General features: G+C 60.1%; 15 protein-coding genes and 2 pseudogenes. 4 read left to right on the top strand and 13 right to left on the bottom strand.

Annotated elements, in window-relative coordinates; all coding sequences use genetic code 11:
- Positions 1 to 278 precede the first annotated feature (278 nt).
- On the top strand, positions 279 to 1,670 hold the full coding sequence (locus D3242_RS28760; protein ID WP_032920954.1) for a Do family serine endopeptidase: 1,392 nt from the start codon (positions 279 to 281) through the stop codon (positions 1,668 to 1,670).
- A 189-nt stretch (positions 1,671 to 1,859) separates the two neighbouring features.
- Here D3242_RS28760 and D3242_RS28765 read toward each other — a convergent pair whose 3' ends face one another.
- Together D3242_RS28765 and D3242_RS28770 are read right to left on the bottom strand one after the other, a co-directional pair.
- A complete protein-coding gene (locus D3242_RS28765) occupies positions 1,860 to 4,028 on the bottom strand; it encodes an amylo-alpha-1,6-glucosidase (protein WP_081295980.1) in 2,169 nt (722 codons plus the stop codon).
- Positions 4,029 to 4,221: 193 nt separating this feature from the next.
- Positions 4,222 to 5,319, bottom strand: a complete 1,098-nt coding sequence (locus D3242_RS28770) for a glycosyltransferase family 4 protein (RefSeq protein ID WP_064982353.1) — start codon at positions 5,317 to 5,319, stop codon at positions 4,222 to 4,224.
- 531 nt (positions 5,320 to 5,850) lie between these two features.
- Between D3242_RS28770 and D3242_RS28775 the strand changes: the two genes are divergently transcribed.
- Positions 5,851 to 6,150, top strand: a complete 300-nt coding sequence (locus D3242_RS28775) for a DUF1236 domain-containing protein (RefSeq protein WP_064982366.1) — start codon at positions 5,851 to 5,853, stop codon at positions 6,148 to 6,150.
- 1,101 nt (positions 6,151 to 7,251) lie between these two features.
- Positions 7,252 to 7,449, top strand: coding sequence for a hypothetical protein (locus D3242_RS28780; protein WP_027047930.1), 198 nt, complete (start codon positions 7,252 to 7,254; stop codon positions 7,447 to 7,449).
- 110 nt (positions 7,450 to 7,559) lie between these two features.
- Here D3242_RS28780 and D3242_RS28785 read toward each other — a convergent pair whose 3' ends face one another.
- The 5 genes and pseudogenes from D3242_RS28785 to D3242_RS28810 all read right to left on the bottom strand — a co-directional run.
- Positions 7,560 to 8,060: a DUF6894 family protein gene (locus tag D3242_RS28785; RefSeq protein WP_019864037.1), complete on the bottom strand. Its 501-nt coding sequence runs from the start codon at positions 8,058 to 8,060 to the stop codon at positions 7,560 to 7,562.
- 292 nt (positions 8,061 to 8,352) lie between these two features.
- The gene (locus tag D3242_RS28795; RefSeq protein ID WP_032921655.1) at positions 8,353 to 9,504 is read right to left on the bottom strand and encodes a DUF2252 family protein; all 1,152 of its coding nucleotides are present in this window, start codon (positions 9,502 to 9,504) and stop codon (positions 8,353 to 8,355) included.
- Positions 9,501 to 10,397, bottom strand: coding sequence for a DUF6328 family protein (locus D3242_RS28800; RefSeq protein WP_019864034.1), 897 nt, complete (start codon positions 10,395 to 10,397; stop codon positions 9,501 to 9,503). The genes D3242_RS28795 and D3242_RS28800 overlap by 4 nt, the downstream gene beginning before the upstream one ends.
- 6 nt (positions 10,398 to 10,403) lie before the next feature.
- Positions 10,404 to 11,693 carry an Nramp family divalent metal transporter gene (locus D3242_RS28805; protein ID WP_064982354.1) on the bottom strand — a complete coding sequence of 430 codons (1,290 nt, stop codon included), beginning with the start codon at positions 11,691 to 11,693 and terminating at the stop codon, positions 10,404 to 10,406.
- Between the two features lie 241 nt (positions 11,694 to 11,934).
- A pseudogene (locus tag D3242_RS28810) lies at positions 11,935 to 12,163 on the bottom strand (aldehyde dehydrogenase family protein); the annotation flags it as partial.
- A 332-nt stretch (positions 12,164 to 12,495) separates the two neighbouring features.
- Between D3242_RS28810 and D3242_RS34410 the strand changes: the two are divergent.
- Positions 12,496 to 13,065 carry a helix-turn-helix domain-containing protein gene (locus tag D3242_RS34410; protein WP_317452366.1) on the top strand — a complete coding sequence of 190 codons (570 nt, stop codon included), beginning with the start codon at positions 12,496 to 12,498 and terminating at the stop codon, positions 13,063 to 13,065.
- A gap of 714 nt (positions 13,066 to 13,779) precedes the next feature.
- On the opposite strand, the gene D3242_RS34305 is transcribed toward D3242_RS34410, so the two are convergent.
- The 6 genes and pseudogenes from D3242_RS34305 to D3242_RS34120 form a co-directional block, all read right to left on the bottom strand.
- Entirely contained in the window at positions 13,780 to 14,736 is a 957-nt protein-coding gene (locus D3242_RS34305; RefSeq protein ID WP_019864029.1) for an NAD(P)H-dependent oxidoreductase, read from the bottom strand.
- 69 nt (positions 14,737 to 14,805) lie between these two features.
- Positions 14,806 to 15,099: a hypothetical protein gene (locus D3242_RS33680; protein ID WP_155772690.1), complete on the bottom strand. Its 294-nt coding sequence runs from the start codon at positions 15,097 to 15,099 to the stop codon at positions 14,806 to 14,808.
- Positions 15,100 to 15,156: 57 nt separating this feature from the next.
- Positions 15,157 to 15,822: a hypothetical protein gene (locus tag D3242_RS28840; protein ID WP_019864027.1), complete on the bottom strand. Its 666-nt coding sequence runs from the start codon at positions 15,820 to 15,822 to the stop codon at positions 15,157 to 15,159.
- The gene (locus D3242_RS28845; protein ID WP_019864026.1) at positions 15,803 to 16,216 is read right to left on the bottom strand and encodes a phage holin family protein; all 414 of its coding nucleotides are present in this window, start codon (positions 16,214 to 16,216) and stop codon (positions 15,803 to 15,805) included. Before D3242_RS28845 ends, D3242_RS28840 begins: the two co-directional genes overlap by 20 nt.
- 14 nt (positions 16,217 to 16,230) lie before the next feature.
- Positions 16,231 to 16,752 (bottom strand): hypothetical protein, encoded by a 522-nt coding sequence (locus D3242_RS28850; protein WP_064982355.1) that lies wholly within the window; start codon positions 16,750 to 16,752, stop codon positions 16,231 to 16,233.
- Between the two features lie 460 nt (positions 16,753 to 17,212).
- Positions 17,213 to 17,346, bottom strand: a pseudogene (locus D3242_RS34120) (histidine kinase); the annotation flags it as partial.

Consider the following 17,346-nt stretch of genomic DNA (forward strand, 5'->3'; position numbering starts at 1 on the left):
CATAGCGCGCTCGTTGATGCGGCCGCTGTCACTGCCGGCGCTGCGAACGCTCGTGCTTGATTATCCGTGCGCCGGCCCACGTCAGGCGCACTTCCAGCGGCGCCAGGCGGCATCGAGGCGGCACGACCCTAACGGCAGATCGAATAGAACTTGGCGCGTTCGCTCAACGGACCATGTTTGGAACATATTTTTTCAACCGGTGAAACAAACCGCGCAAATCTCAGTTTCGGCGTTGGCATGGCCGCAAAGACGCCGGCGTGGCCAACAGGAGGTTCAGCATGCTTGCGAAGAAACAGTTCTGCGTTGGGGTGGTGCTGGGAACTCTGATGATCCCGCCCGGTTTTGCTCCCGTCTCAGCTCAGGAGATCCCGAACGATTTCAGCGCAATCGTGCAGCAGAAGCTACCCGCTGTCGTCGCCATCACGACGAAGCAGCTTATCGACGATCAGGCGTCGCTCAACGATTTCCTCGACCCTTTCGACAGTCGCGGCTCGGGCACTGCCCAACCGCAGGTCCGAGAGGCGTTGGGCTCGGGGTTCGTGATCAGTCCACAAGGTTACATCGTCACCAACAATCACGTCGTGGCCGACGCCACCGAAGTTCACGTTGTGTTTTCCGACAAGGAAACCAAGCCTGCTCGCCTTGTCGGCCGCGATCCGGGCACGGATATCGCGGTACTGAAGGTTGATCCGCGGCCCAATATGGCAACGGCTGCGTGGGGCGACTCCGACGCCGTTAAACCGGGCGCCTGGACCATTGCGATAGGCAGTCCCTTCGGACTCGGCGGGTCTGTCACCGTCGGAGTGCTTTCTGCCCGTTCCCGAGACATTCAGGCCGGGCCCTATGACGATTTCCTGCAGACAGATGCATCCATAAACAAGGGGAATTCCGGCGGGCCGCTGTTTAACGCGCGCGGCGAGGTGATTGGGGTCAATACGGCGATCGTCTCGCCATCCGGTGGGAGTGTTGGGATCGGCTTTGCCGTGCCCTCTCGAACTGCGCAGAGTGTCGTTGATCAGTTGATCAGCGCCGGTCACATCGAACGCGGCTTCATCGGAGTGCATCTTCAGGAGGTCACGCCCTCTCTTGCCGAGGCACTTGGCATTACAGGCACCAGGGGTGCGCTAGTCGCCTCGGTAGAGCCCGGTAGCCCGGCCGACAAGGCAGGAGTGCGTCCCGGCGACGTCATTACCAGGTTCAACGGCAAGGACGTTCAAAGCGTCCACGATCTCACTCTCGCAGTCGCCAACCAGAAGCCAGGATCCAATGCGACGCTAACAACAACCCAACAAGGCCGAGAAAACGAACTCAACCTGACAGTCGGCAAACGTAAGGATGAGGGGCTGCGGACGGGTACCGTACCAAGTTCGGGAGCAGCCGAGCAACACCTGGGGCTCTCTCTCAGCCCGATTCCAGAAGAGGCGCGCCAGCAACTCGGCCTTCAGCCGGACGCGACAGGCGTGTTTATTCAAGACGTCGCCCCAAATAGCCTCGGCGCTGAAAATGACCTTCGCCGTGGGGACGTAATCGTCTCGGCCAACAATCGCGATGTAGCGCAGCCGTCAGATATTCAGGAGGAATGGGTTAAATCCAAACAGAAGAACAGGCCTATTCTGTTGCGCATAAATAGACGCGGACAATCGCTTTTCGTCGCCATAGCTTCTCCCTGAGGCCTACTATCAGGAATGAAAACCGAAAATATCGCCGGGTTGCGGATGATTTTAGTTATTCTTTCGGGAAGTTTGCCCAGCACGGTAACCGAGAGAACAACAAGCCGGTCGTCGCCCCTGTGTTTCTTCCAGGTTTTTTCACCTAAGTTCGAATGTCAGGGTACAAAGGAATTCCGGCGACCGGCCCAGCTAGGAGCGCACTAGCAGCGGCACGAGCCCTTCATGGCGCTCGTCGAGATAACAAACAATGTGGTCGCCGACGCGCTCGAACGTGAGATCGACTTTCGCCTCCCCAACCGCCAGGTGACGAATGACGATATTGTCGATGCCTATTGGCAACCGTGGCCGGTCGACCTCGATCGCACGGTTCCACCCGTCGATCCGAATTCCCAAACAGGCCTGCAGCATCATGAAGGCCGAGCCGGCGGACCAGGCCTGCGGCAGACACGCGACAGGATAGGCAACCGGTGCATCGCCAATCGCGCGGGTGAACCCGCAGAATAGCTCGGGGAGCCGCATGTTAAAACGAACCGCGGCCTCGAACATGCTGCTCATGAGTCTCACGACGCCGGCACGCTCTTGGTAGCGGGCGAGCCCGGCGGCACAGATGGCAGTGTCATGCGGCCAGATCGAGCCGTTATGATAGGACATCGGATTGAATGGCACCTCGTCGTCGGCCAAGGTGCGGACGCCCCAGCCGCTGTTGAGGTGACCCGAAAAGAGCTGCTCGGCTATTGACGACGCCCGCTCCGCCGACGCTAGCCCGATATAAAGCAGGTGACCGGCGTTAGAAGCGCGCACCGCGCATTGCTTACCTTCCCCGTCTATGGCCAAGGCGTAGAAATTTTGGTCTGGCATCCAAAAATGCCTCTCCACTGCGTTGCGGATACTTTCCGCCAGAGCGCTCCATCGCGCTGCCTTCACCGGGTCGCCGCGTCTGGCTGCGAGTGCTGCCATGCCCTGGTAGGCTGCAAAGGCATAGCCTTGCACCTCAACCAGCGCGATGGGTCCCCTCGGGATCGTGCCGTCGGCATGGAATATGGCGTCGGCACAATCCTTCCAGCCTTGGTTGAAAAGCCCAGTGTCCGCCGCCCTGCTATAGGTCACGAAGCCCTCGCCGTTGCGCGTTCCGACATCCTCTATCCATCCGACCGCCGCACAGAGCGAATCCCACATGCGATTGACAAACAGCTCATCGGCAGTGCGATCGGCGTAGGAGCAGGCGAGGTAGACATAGAGCGGGGTCGTATCGACGCCGCCATAGTAGCGGCCGAACGGCAGTTCGCGCAGCACCGCCATTTCCCCCTTGCGCGTTTCATGCATGATCTTGCCGGGCTCGGAATCATCGAATGTCGAAGTCTCAGTGGACTGATGGCGCGCAAGGAATGCCAGGACCCCGCGGGCAAGTGCCGGGTTGAGCCAAAGCATCTGAAGGGCCGAAATGACGCCGTCGCGGCCGAAAGCGGTCGAGAACCATGGAATGCCGGCGTAAGGATACGGGCCGGTCTCAAGATCGGTGGTCAGCAGTGCGATGTCGGCGCGCGTGCGCGTAAGCCAGTCATTGAACACGCGGCCGGAACTGAAGACGGTGGCGCCCTGCCGCCGCTTCGAGCGCATCGCAAATCGTGCTCGGGCCGCAGCGGCTCGAAAGCGGTCGCTGGAGGCGGCTTCTTCGTCGTGACCAACCTCTACAAACAGCGCCATTGCGTCACGCCTGCCCACTACAATGAAGAACACGGCGTGGTTGGACTGGATCTGGTCAGGCCGCGTCGAGAACGAAATATTCGACTGGCGCGCCAAATTGTCGAGCCCTTCGTAGCGAAACGTGACGCTTGCTTCGCCGATCAGCGCGTCATGGGCGTGACCTCGGCGGCTGCGCGTAGTGCCACGGACCTCGAACATGTCGCGAAAATCGGCGTCGAAGTCGAATCTCACAGGCAGGAGCACTTCGCGCCCAGAGTAATTCGTGAAGGTGACCCGCTCGAACATGCGATTTTGCCAGATGAACCGTGTCCGTTCGACGTGGACGACACCCGGCAGCGTTTCACGACCGTCTGGACCCGTAGTGGCCAAGTTCGTGAGATTGGCGGTGAACAGTATGTTGTCCTGCGACAGCGAGGCGCCAAGCAGGGAAGGAATGCGCCCGCCGATGAACAGACGGAAGCGCGACAGTACGCGCGTGTCGTCGCGGAAAAGACCGTCGCCGGTGCCACGTATGTCGCCGTAGCTGTCCGAGACGATGAAGCAGTCCTCATGCTTGAGCGCAAATTGCCTGTGAGGCTCGCGTGGCGCCGATTCATCGATCGCCGGCAGCGCCACAGCTGGGTCAAGCTTGCGATCTTCGGTTTCAGCGATCATGTCAGCTCTCCCGTTCGAAAGAGACTTTGCCCATTGAGGGCACATGCTTGTCGATCGTCGCCGACATCGAATTCGTCACCACCGCCCGCCTCGGCGCGGCATGGTCCGAACGCAAAAGCGTCGTTCGACTGGAGGTGGTATGATTGGCGAATTTTGGATTTTGAGCAATCAAACTTGATATCCAGCCGATCGCTTACGCCGCCGGTTCAGTCGCCTGACCAGCTATGTTTCCAGCATAGCTACTACGTCGGAAGGAACGTTGCTTGGCGCCCGTGAGCGAGCGATAGATCGCCATATAGTCGGCGCACATGCGCTCGGCGGTGAACCGCTTCTCAAAAGTCCTCCTCACCCGAGCTCGATCGAGGTCACCTACGCGATGAACGGCCTTCACGGCCTCTGCGATATTCTTCACGATAAATCCCGACACCCCATCATCAATGACTTCGGGAACGGCGCCACGATTGAACGCCACCACGGGGGTTCCGCAGGCCATCGCCTCAATGGTCACGAGGCCGAACGGTTCCGGCCAGTCGATCGGGAATAGCAACGCTGCCGCATTGCCCAAGAACTCCGCCTTTTGCCTCTCATTAATCTCGCCGATGAACTCAACATTTGAATTTCGAAGCACCTGTGGTTCGACGCTTTCTCTCCAAAACGAGCGGTCAACCGAATCGATCTTGGCCGCGATCTTCAGCGGCATTCTTGCGCGGGCGGCGATTTCTATCGCGGCCAGCGGTCCCTTTTCCGGTGAGATGCGGCCAAGGAACGCCAGATAGCTCGAGGCCTTCTCACGGAAGGGCAGGATACCAGGCGGCAAGCCGTGATAGACCGTTCCGAGCCAATTGACCGGGGGCATCGGCCGGCGCTGATCATCGGAGATCGAAACCAGTGGAATGTCATCGAACATTGCATAAAGCCGTGCGAGGTCTGGGAGGTCAAGCCGGCCATGAAGGGTCGTAACGGTTCGCCTGCTAAATTCTCTAATGATCGGAAAGTGCAGAACGTCGACGTGGAAATGCAGCACATCGAAGGCTTCCGCCCATCTGCGTACCTGCTCAAGCATCGAAACGTGACACGGCACGGGGTCCCTTCCCTTAGGGCTCAGGCGTAACGCAGCGTCGCAACACGCCACAAGTTCGGCCGACGTCCTTGAGTCGCCGCTGGCGAACAGCGTCACCTCGTGGCCTTGTCGAACCAGCTCCTCGGTCAGATACGAGACGATGCGCTCGGTACCCCCATAGAACTTGGGAGGGACGGACTCCATTAGAGGTGCAATCTGGGCGATCTTCATTGTAGGTGCGTCCGCGACTTAAGACTTGCCAAGGCCGACGGCATGCGAGCGCCGCTCCTTTCGCCCGCAAACTTTCGAATTGCTAATATGTTCCCGAAAGACGTAACGGCTGACGGTCTGACGGAGGGGAACCGCACACAAGGGCTCGGCCGCGGGTGCGATCGCTGCAAAGTCCCACTTCAGGCAAGCCACCAGGTGTTCGGGCACGCCTTAGTATATTTTCACCAAAATGCGGCCAAGCCTGCATTGGTTCGCTTCGAATCCGGAGGGGCCGGTCCGCCGGTCCGGCGGTCCGGAGTGGGCCGGCCCGAATGGATTCCATCGAATGTGAGGCCAAACCGCGATTGGTCACGGTCATCTCGATGGCTGCGGCGCCACCCATAACAGTCAGGTTCCTCAGCCTCGATAAACAGGTCAGGTGTAGACCCGATTTTGGGACCAAAGTCCGACTCTGGAACGGTTCGACGCCCTCTGGGTTAGATTTGTGAGCGCCGACGAGGTGCTCTTCAACTAGCATTGAAGGAGAAAATCATGAGGATGCATTTCGGTGCCGCCGCTGCGGCTTTCTTGCTCATAGCCGGAATCGGTGCGGCCGCGGCAGAGGATGTGGTCATCCAGCCTGAACAGGACACGGTCATCCGGGAATATGTGAAAAAGCAACCGTTGGCTTCCGTAAAGCTTCCTGGCGTGGAACTCAATGTTGGCACAGCTTTACCTGATACCGTTGAGCTGCATGAGGTTCCCAACGTCAAATACCGGTACGTCGTGATCGACAACCGGACCGTCCTGGTCGATCCGGGTACGCGCAAGATCGTCAAGGTGTACGATTAAACGGCAGACGGCAGACGTTGATCGGGCGGCGGAAGTCGAAGGGGTGGCAGCAGGCTTTGTAGTCTTTGCGGCCACCCTCTGCCGCTCTGGCCCGACCTGTCCTACTGGAGCCTACGCGCATTTCGGGCCTCATCCCCATCCTCGCAAGCAACGCTGGCTCATTTGCCGCTACGCATTTCCCGGCCCTAGCGACAACACCCGGCAGCGCGTGGAACAGATCAAGCTGTCGTCCTTTAGCCAGATCCATCCGTTCGAGAGGTCGTTGGTGCGCACTGTGAAGCGACGGGGGAGGCAGCGGCAGCATTGGCTTTGAGACAAGCGGCTGATCGGAAAAAAACCAGAAGAGAACACCAAGACGGAAAACACAGTTCGCCATTGCTCGAACCGTGATCCGCGCAGGCAAGTCGTTTCAGGGTGATCTACTGGGGTCGGGCAACGCCGTCAGACCCATGCCGACAATCACAACTCCGTAAAATCGTACATCGATTTATTATTGAGAGCCGACTCAAGGAGAGTGAGATTCGTCGCTTCGCCCGGCTGGCTCAAAGGGCCGGCGCGGCCCGGCTAGTCATCCTGTGTCAGCCCGAAGGCGGGCCGGGCCACTTGCCACGACTGATCGCCTCGAAAATCACTTCGGACACGCTTCTGCCACGAGCATGCATTTCGTCAAGCCCGTATTGTGGTGCACAATATGCGGCATCAACGTCCCACCGAGCGCAAGTTCTATTGATTTGGGCTATCCTTTGCCATGACGTTGAAGAGTACGAGGCACGCCAGCAGGGATACGACACCGCCCAGCAGGTCGTTGCTCGTCAGACCGGCAAAATGGACCAATTCAAACGCCAATACGGACATCATAGCCACCCGGGATTCGAAGGTCTCCAACCAAATTAGAACCGCTACGCGGTGCTAATGTTCCGCCCATGGGTTGGGGATTCACATTTCCGCAGATTCGACCAGGGTGGAAGGGTTATCCCTCTATCCAGGCCTTGTCGCCGATCATCCTTGCCTACGCTCCGATACACATTTGATATTGAAACCGGCCGCGGGCGAGCCTTATAAAAATCGATGTTTTCCCCATTGCTTTCTAAGGAGCTTGCGATGGATAGCGTGACCGTAAGCCTCAATGATCAGGTCAGCCCTTGCGTTGAAGTGATCGAAGTCTGCGGAGAATGGTTCGTCCGCGTGGTCGACGGCGACGAGGAACTAACCCGATCATTCCAATTGGAGCCGTTCGCCCTGGCCTACGCAGAGGGCCAGCGAATACGTCTCGGGCTTACTGATTTCGATCGGCTGTAGCGGTTAACGCCCGCTATCTTGCCGGGAGCTGGGACGTTCCACACGCTCATAGCCTCCGTCACCCTGATCGGCTGGCGCACACCATCACGCCGGGCATCGGCACGATATGGCTATAAGTTCGAGGGGGTCGGCTCAGCTACGCCAGTCACGTTCGCGTCATCTGATGCGCGAACATCCTCGTAATCGACTGTCGCGACGACCGCCCCGCTTGCATCCTTAGCCCGCACCGCCCAACCGACAGGCGTTTCACCACGCGAGAGCGCGTCCTGCCACAGGTCGGCCGCAGAACGTCGGCATTCGTCCAAGACCGCTTGCAGCGTGGGAAACGAGAGGCCTGCGAGCTCTCGCACTTGACCCTTGTCTTGATACTCGAGGGTATAAGACGCGGCGCGGCCTGATTCCAGCTGACTTCGCATACTGGCGTCTGCGGCGCCGCTGTCTTCATCGAACGCGGCGGCGTGCAATAGCAGCACCTTTGCCTTTGCAATCAATTGCACGTCATCGAGGGCGCTGTCATAGGCCAGGGAGACGGAAATCGCCTCACCACCTTCGCCCACGAAGCGGACTGTCGGGAAAGGTCCGTTCTCGACGACCGTTTCAAGAATCTGCATGGGATACTCCACCGCTATCGGTCTTTCGGATCAGTCCTTGACATACGCCCCAGGCTGTCGCCCGCTCTTTGGCGCCTTGGCGTCCTTGGAATGCTCGGAAAGGGCGGGCCCGGCGCCGGAGACCTTCTGGGTGGACGGCGATGGCGTTGCAGGCCGTGATGGAGACTTGGATTGAGGGGCCTGAGGGTTCTTGTCGGAAATTGTCATGTCGGTTTTCTCCCATGTCATGAGTCAGGGATGAACTAACCATTGACTTGGAGGTTCCCCCGTCGTCGCGTTTCCAGAGAACCGCTTAGTTTGCGAGAGCGAACCGTCGGCAATGATCAAGATACGCAAGCTCATGCGTTGCGAGCAGGTCAATGACGCTCGTCCATAACCACGACGGTGTCTTAGTGTTCGCGCCAGTCGCGTGCGACAGTTCGCGGGTCCAACAGCGCCAATCGGCGACGTCCATCTGGCGTGCGTGTGCTTCGCCCACAATCGAACCGAGGTGGCGGGCAAGCGCCTGCGTCTGTCGACTTGTCAGCCGGTCGATTTCGAGTTTCATATCGCGTGGCGATATAGCCCTTACAAAGACCGGCTTCCCCTCAATCTCACCGCACACCATGCGATCGCCAAGGTTTGGAGACATGGCGCGCGCGCCTGCCCGGACACGCTCAGCATGATTGCCCGGCATCTGTGCCCGCCGTGCCGAGGGAGCGGCCGCAGCAGTCGCTTCCTTGATGTCGAGCAGCGCCATGCGGCGATGCTTGCCCCGCATGAGGGCCGCAAAGCGCAGATGCCCGAGCGAACTGCATCCTTTGATCCAGTACGCCGCGTCCATGAATTCCCAGCCTTTCTTGCCGTGCTGTTCCGTCTCAGGAGTTAGGCCTGAGATATCCAGAACTTGGCAGAAGGTGCGCACCTGGCTGCGCTCGGGGTGATGCAAGGGCCAAAACCGACGGTTCCGCGGCAACTGCTTCTGTTGTCCTTCAAATCGCTCAAGGGCGAGGTTGTGCCAGCGGCGATGCGCGGCGCGTTTGAGCAGCTTTCGCAGGTCCTCGGATCCCCGCGCGCCTGACGAAGGCGCTGCCTTGATGTAGCCGGCGAGGAGGTTGTCGAGCATGTGCGCTGTTGTCACGCCCGGGAGGTCGGAACTGCGGATGGCCGAAGCCAGCGAGAGGCCCAGCCGCACGAGGTCATCTGCCGGGTTGCCGATGACGGTCTGGTCAAAATCCCGGATCTGGATCGCTACGCCGCCTTCCAGGTCCGAGAGCGCTCCCAGGTTGCCAAGATGGCAGTCGCCGCAGATCCAGGCAGCGGGGCCTTGCGGCAATCCTTCATCATGCTTGTTCAGCCAGTCATAAAACAGCCATGCGCTGCCGCGCACGAATGCATGCTGCGACTTTGCCATTTTGCGGAGGCGCAACCGCTCCAGATACCTTGGCCGATCCGAGAAGTTCATGGCTGCGTCTCCCGCCATCGGCGCAGCAGCGGCCAGACATGCCAAAGGCCGACCAGCACAATTATTGAGACGGCGGCGGCAAATACGCCCACTGCGGCTATCCCCGTAATCTTGCTCACCACGACGTACATCTCCACGGACAGTCCGACCGCCAGGAATACAGTTGCGGCGAGGACCAGCCTGCTCGCCACGGTGTAGAACGCCGGCGCCGCCTCTCCGCCATAGACGATCCTGTGATAGGCCGCCGGCGTCATGAGCAGGACGGTCGACAACGCAACGCACGCCAGGGCAATCCCATGAGAAGCTTTGTCAAGCGGCGGCATGGCGGCGAAGCCTTGAGTGACCACAATTGCCAATTGAAAGCCCAGCATGGCTTGTGCCCCGGGCAGCACAATGCGGCTTTCGGTCATCGCATACTCGATTTTGGTCTCGGTCGACGTTTGATGCATGGCTGATGCTCCCTCCTGTCGCCCCGCTCTGAAAACCATCGGGCCGTACCAGAACGTCAGCGCCAAAACGAGCCCCGCAGTCCCGGCACCGAAGGCGACAGAGACTCCACCGGTAACCTCCCCGGCGATAGCAAGGTCCAGGGCCATCGCCAAAGCGAACGGCGCGAGTGTGGTTTCGGCGGCTCGGGTAATAAAACGATCAACGCGCGGTCCAGCCGCGCCGTGTTCGACAATGCGATGGTAGGCGCTCGGCGTAATTAAAAGCCCGACAACGAGGACCATCAGGCCCAACGCGATGACGTAGATCACTTTGGCATCGGACGGCAGGGACGAGAATGCTGTCTGAAAGGGTCCCTGAAGCTGGAAGCCGAGCAAAATCTGCGCGCCAAGCATCAGCGTCCGCGATTCATCCAATGCCAGCTTGGTTCTCTTGTCGGGCGTCACCTCTTCTCAACCTCGGATGAGTTGTCCAATCATAACAACGGCCGCTGCAGCCATCACGACTGTTGCGACCCAACCCACCACGCGCAGCCCCAGAGGAACGGTGGCCTTTCCCATAATGTCAGGCCTCGCGGTCATCGCCATCATCACGGCCATAACGGGGACGGCAACCACGCCGTTGACCACGGCGCTCCAGTACAGGGCTTTGATTGGGTTGATAGGCGTGAAATTGAGGCCAACCCCCACGACGGTCGCGGCAGCGATCGTGGCATAAAAGGCCTTGGCTTCGAGCGGCCTGCGGTCGAGACCAACCGGCCACTTTCGCGCCTCTCCCAAGGCGTAGCCGGCCGAGCCCGCGAGCACGGGTATTGCCAGAAGCCCTGTGCCGATGACGCCAACGGCGAAGATTGCGAAGGCAAAGTTGCCCCCGACGGGTTTAAGGGCCTCCGCCGCCTGACTCGTGGACTGGATGTCCGTCACACCATGAGCATGTAAGGTCGCGCCGGCGGTAATCATGATGGCAAGCGCCACGATGTTCGAAAAGGCCATGCCGACATAGGTATCGAGGCGGATGCGTTCGACCGCGTTTTCCGTTTGCTCCGGGGCGTCCTTCAGTGGCTGGCGCTCTGGCTTGGCTTTCTCGTCTTCGACCTCCTGCGACGCCTGCCAGAAGAACAGGTATGGGCTGATGGTCGTGCCGAGTATCGCCACCACCGATGTCCAGAAATTGGCGTCGGCAGTGAATTTGGGGATTAGCCCCTTCACGACGTCGGCCCAAGGGACGGACACCACCAGGACCGTGGCGAAATAGGCGAAAAGGGATAGGGTCAGCCACTTCAGAACGGAGACGTACCGCGTATATTTCAGGAAAATTTGAAGGATGACCGAGATGGCACCGAAGGCCACCGAATACGCCAGGGGCGGTCCTCCGACAATCAACTTCAACGCGTCGCCCATGGCACCGAGATCGGCGCCGATGTTGATGGTGTTGGCTACGAGCAGAAGGAGGACTACCGACTGAAGCAGCCAGTTCGGATAGTATTTGCGCATGTTACCAGCGATGCCGCGTCCGGTCGTGCGACCGATCCTGGCACTGATCTCCTGGACGACCGCCATAAGCGGGTAGCTGAACAGCATAGTCCAAGTCAGCCCAAAACCGAATTGGGCTCCCGCTTGAGAGTATGTTGCGATTCCGCTCGGATCATCGTCGGACGCGCCGGTGACGAGGCCCGGCCCGAGCACTGCAAGGAGGCGTGGTTTTGACGGCCTGACGACCGGGCTGTTCTTGACGTTGTTCATGGGCTGTCGCCTTGCCTTTAACGAGCTACCTTGAGCAAAGGTCCGTAGGCCAAATAAAATCTCGCTGCATTAGCAAAAGTTGCAGATGCCGGCGCACTGTGTCCTTGGTGAGCCAGGTCCAGTCTACCCATCTGCACCGAACCGCAACTTCGGTCTCGAGTTGCCATACCAACTCATGACCCATGCTGATTCTCTACCCGCTGTGGGTAGCCAGACCCAGGAACACGCTGAGCTCTTCCTAATGCGTCTCGAACAGATCGGCGATGCGCAACAGCACGCATTGCCGCTCATAGGGCGAGAATTTTCGACCACGGTCCTTCGAAGGCGGCGCGTGCGGCGGCCACCGCCGCGTCGACATCGGCCGCCCCGCCGCGCGGCACGGTGGCCATCACCTCGCCCGTCGCGCGGTTCAGCGCCTGCATCTCCTGGCCGGACCGCGCCGGCGTCCACACGAATTCCGCCGCGACCATCGCTCCCGCCACCGGCGACCTCAAACCAGGAAAGCTAAAAGGGCGTTCGGATAATCGGACTGTGCAACAAGCGCGACTTCGCCGGACGTTGCCGGCGACGAAGGAACAGATATGAGACTTGCTGGCTAGGTCGCCATCGTCACCGGCGGCGGTTCGGGATTTGGCGAAGGCATCGTCAGGCGTCGCCGAGGGCCAAGGCCCCGGCGTTGCGCCGCGGTCAATCTGACGTCAGGAAGATGTTGCCAGTGAATCGAGCGGATGATGGACGATGCGAACGCCATTTACCGCGGGAACCTTGAACCTGAATAGCACCTCACCCACTGGATCGCGTCATGGAACGTTTTAGCCCTATCGAATGTTCATCATGCATGACGGAGTCAAAAGAAACCGAGCCAGGTGTGGATGCCAGCCGGCAGGAGTTTTCCCCGGCGTATTGCCGGGCAGCTCGCGCACTATTGGACTGGTCCCAGGCGCGCCTGGCTGCGAAGTCCAACCTAAGCGAATCCACGATACGCGACTTTGAGAGCGGTCGGCGCATCCTGCGCGCGGAAAGAATTGTAGCGGTCCGCAAAGCCTTCGAGTCCGCCGGCGTCACGTTCATGGTCGGCGGCCCTTTGCTGGCAGCGGCCGCCACAGGCCTGCCATTACCTGAAACTGGAGGCCGCCCGGCCGAGGCACCAATGGCGGACGAAGGATTGTCGAGGCGATCGTTGCAAAAGAGACGCAGTCGACCGTTGAAGGGTGAAGATGCCGAGGTCAAACACATCGTCGAGATGCATGACATTTCGCCGGCCCAAGCGCGAGAACTTGTGCGCCGTCACGGAAACGATTGGCGCAAGATCGAGGAAGCTGCGAAATCCTATAAAGACCAGAATAAAGCGCCGCTGGAAGGCAAAGCTTGAGCCGCAATCCTTCAGGTAGTCACGGGAGTAGCAGTCGTAGCGGCGTTCCCGAGAAAATGTTGGAGCTGGCGATGCCGGAGATACTCACTGCGCGGTGAAGAAGGTCAAAAGCACCTTGCCCTTTTCGCCGAGCAGACAAACGAAGCGATCAGCCGCTCCCGTTTTACCATTGCGGGCGACGTCTTTGCACCGCACTGCACCCAGGCCTGAAGGTCGTCGAAGGCGTAGACGACGCGACCGCCGGGTTTGGGTAGGCAGGCCGATTATGTAAGTGCTCTCGTGCGCGTCGAAAGACTGAGGAAATGCGCGCCTTCGCAAGTGCTCAGGTAGCTCGGCGGCAATGGCGCGGCGTTGGTGTTCCCGGCGTGTCTCCTTGCGGCATACGCGGGCGAGACTTCAGCTGTCCGTCGGCCAAATCCGCCCGTTCGAGAGGTCGTTGGGGCCCTGCGTGAAGCAGGAGGCAGGCAATCGCCGCATCAGCGGCTCCAGACCTACGGCACATCATCCTTAGCTTTCGGCTTTGAACTTCGCGGCTTCGGTTTTGGCCTTCTCTTTGCCGTGTTCGGCGGTCAGGTCCTTAGCCTGCTTTGGCGAGATGTCGGTAGTTTCCGCTATTCCAACGCCTCTTTGTCCGACAACTCGGTATGCTGTCGAATGAGCCGAGAAGCAACTGACCAAGCTGCAGGCCGACCTGATCGAAGCGACAGCCTTCGGCTATTTCGGCTTGGACGAGGCGAACGCGGGATCCGCGTGCCGGTGGATCAGCTTCCATTCGCCGCCATCGCGCTTAAAGATTTCGGTGACGCGCAGCTTCAAGCTGGCGGGATGTCCGTCAATCATGCCTTCGAAGTCCTGAAAACCGGTCCAAAACGCAACGTCCTGAGAGGCCTGCAACACTTTCAGTTTTGTTTCGTTTCCGAGCGAGAACGCCTTTGCGTCGCCGTCATAGCGCGCGGCGACTTCTGCGGCGCCGGAAACTGAACCACCGGTAGGGGGGAAGAAGGTTGCCGTGCCTTTGCGCGCGACGATCGTATCGAGCATGCTCGCATCTCCGGTCGAATAGGCCGCGGCAATCTTTTCGCGCCGCGCCATGAAGTCTTCGAAGCCGCCATCGGTGTCCGCTCTACCAAGAGCCGTAGCCCACTTCTCGAAGTCGGCCATAAATTTGCCGAGGAAGGCCTTGGTCTTGTCGTTGTTGAGCTTGCCGGTCTTGTCGAGCAAGGCGGCGACATCACCAATGTAGGCTTCCGGCTGCTGCATGGCTGGAACATCGAGAAAAACCAGCGCTTGGCGCAGCGCATGATTGGCACCAAAGGCGCCCATCTTGTAGGGCGAAACACTGACAATGGCGGCCGGCTTGCCGGCCCAGGCGTTCTTGCCTTCCGGGCGGGAGGCGACATCCAGCGCATTCTTCAGGCAGGCAGGGACTGAACGGTTGTATTCGGGCGTCACGAATAGAAAGGCATCAGCGCCGGCAACATCGCGCCGTAGTCGCTCCCATGCCGCTGGCTTCTGGCCTTCCAGATCGTCATTGAACATGGCGACATCGCCGATTTCGACCAGCCGACAAGCCAGGCCCGGCGGCGCGAGTTCGATCAGCGAATTGGCTACCATGCGGGTGAACGAAGCCTTGCGCAGACTACCTACAAAGACGGCGACATTGATCGACATGATGGCTCCAATCCCTGGCTTTTTCTGACCAGCGACAAACGGGGGCGTGCTGGCATTGTTCCGGTATTTTTATTCGAAGGGTGCCGCCGACCGACCGAAGCCGATGAACTTGCCGTGCGCGACGGCGTTCGCGACTACAAGACGCGGTGGATTCAGCGCGATCGCGGGTAGAGCGCCGAAGGCGCGCCGGCTCTTTTGCGCGCCGGGCGGCGGCGCGTAGCTCAGGGGAAGCGCCAGTCTGTTCGGCGCCGTCGTCAAATCATTCGCGAGAACACACGGACCGTCCGCGTGACGGCCTTCGGCAATACGCTGACTTTCCCATTTGAGGCTGAACGTAACGCCCGCTCCTACGCCGATGGCCAAGCGTCCGGCTCGGCGTCGAGATTGCGAACGCAACAAGTGCGCCTGACCGTCTGATGATTACCTCTCGGAGGGGGCGCGAACCTCTTCGTTGCGGACGAAATAGTCGCCGGCCGCCGCCAGGACCGCCAGGAAGGCGGCGCCGTATCGCGCGAAGCCGAAGGCCTCGGCAGCTGCAATCTTTGCACCGCGCTTGTGCTCGAGGACAAATCTAGCCGCGGCCTCCCGAGCTTCGCCGGCAGCCTCGCCGAACAGTGCGCGCTCTTTGGCCGTTGGCTGAAAGGCCTGGCCAATGGCATGGCCAACCAATACTCCTGCCGCCGAGCCGGCGATCATCTTGGCGCGATCGAGATTTGTAACGGCGCGAGGCGTTCCAGCCTGATAACCGTTTCGCTCTGCATGGGCATCTCGGCCGCTCGTCAATGTCGCCGGGGATGCGTCGACGCGCCCTGTAGCGGCATTGCCGTCAGCACTCCTTCGTCCCGCATCAAAAACGGCGACTGCTCCCAATGCCACGGCGGCCGCTATTCCGCCATTCTCCTTGACGGCATCCGAGATCCCCCCGACCACCGCGGCGACTTTCTGTCTGGCGTATTGAGTGGAAACGTCCGCCAAATGTCTGGGCTGCAGCCGGCGGCTCACTTCGCTCACCGGGCCGAACAGAGCTTGCCGTTCGGCTCGGCTCTGCACCAGGATATCCCTGATTTCATTGCTGGGTTGAGCCATAGCGTATTCCCTGCTTCAAGGCCGCCAGGTCGGTCCGCACCTGATTGACCGTCTCGACGGGCGTGATGGTCCACCCGGTCAGCGCCCGCTTGGCAAGATAAAGGGACATCGAACCTGCCCCGATCAAAACAAGGGCCACAACCAGGCATGCTAGCATTGGGCCAATCCCTAAAAAAATCATTGCAAGGATGAGACACTGAACAATGGCGAACGCAGCCAGCGCAAAAAACATGACAGCGGCCATTCCACACGCGCCCGATGACACGAGTGTCGTGGACTTGGCTCGCATTTCCGCCTCGAGCAGACGCAGATCGAGGCGAATCAACGATCCAAACTGGCTTAGCGCTTGGCCGAGCACGCTCCCGAAGGGCCGGTGATCCATTCCATCATCCATGCGAATGATCCTTCTCAGGAACGATCGGCGCTCCGCATGATCCGCGTCAGGACGACGCCGGCGAGGATACCGACGCCGAAAAACGCGGCTGGCTGACGCTGCGCGAATTTCGTGACGGAATCGAGCAACTCGCCGACGTTGCGGTCCCTGATATCGGTTGAGATGCGCTCGACACCTTCGGCAGCACTGCGCACCATGCTTGCGACCTGGGGCGCCTGCTTTTCGATGCCGTCCGCCGCGTCCTTGACGGAGTGGGCGATATTGGCGATAGCGTCGGCGCCGGCCGTCTTATTGGACTCGACTGCCTCCTTGAAGGCGCCCGCGGCATCAGCGGCAACAGACCCGGCATAATCCTTGGCATCGCTCGACACGGAGGCGGCGGCATTCTTCAGATGCGACGCGGTCTCCGCCGCACTTGTCTTGAGCTTGCCCAAAGCTTCTTTGCTCGTCTCGGCACGCTCAGCACCCTCGCTGCCCCGCCAGCCGTTTTCGTTGGTACCCGGTCCCGTAAAGTCGTCCGTAGTTGGCGTGTCCATGATGTTTCACTCCTGTTCCTAGGAATTGAACTTCGCTATCATCAAGCGGTTCCTGCCCCCGAGGAATAAAGGATCTGCCGCTGCGGCTGGACGCGATCACCCGGCGCTCGCCCCCTTTGGGCCCTTCGCATCGCGCGCCGTGCAGTAGGCTTTACATCGCAACGCGTCCACGAACGCCAGGCGACGACCGGTTGGTAGAAGCGCTTGAGGCTGGCTTGGCACCGCGATCACGACCGTGCCAACAGCAAAGCGATCGAGTGGATCGCTGGGGCATCTCGGGGATTAAGAAGTAATGGTGTCGCCGATTGCTCGGCTCCGCAGGTTTGCGCTGGCTGCGAAATCGCTCGTAGCGGACCCTTCGTCGGGCAGGTTGAGGACAGTGTCCCGCCGGGACTTAGGCACTAAGCGGTGGGTCGCACTCGCCCTGATGGCTGGCGCGAGCGCAATCTGCGGAGGGTCGTCAGGTAGCTGCCGATCGCTTGAAAACGATGGTGACCCTGGTCCCTTCAGTGGCGCTGGATTTGACTTCGAATTGCGCTTTGGCGTTCTCGGTCAAGGAGCGCGCGATGAGAGCACCGAGCTTGCCGGGCTTCG

The organism is Mesorhizobium jarvisii (assembly GCF_003601985.1).
GTDB classification, from domain to species: domain Bacteria; phylum Pseudomonadota; class Alphaproteobacteria; order Rhizobiales; family Rhizobiaceae; genus Mesorhizobium; species Mesorhizobium jarvisii.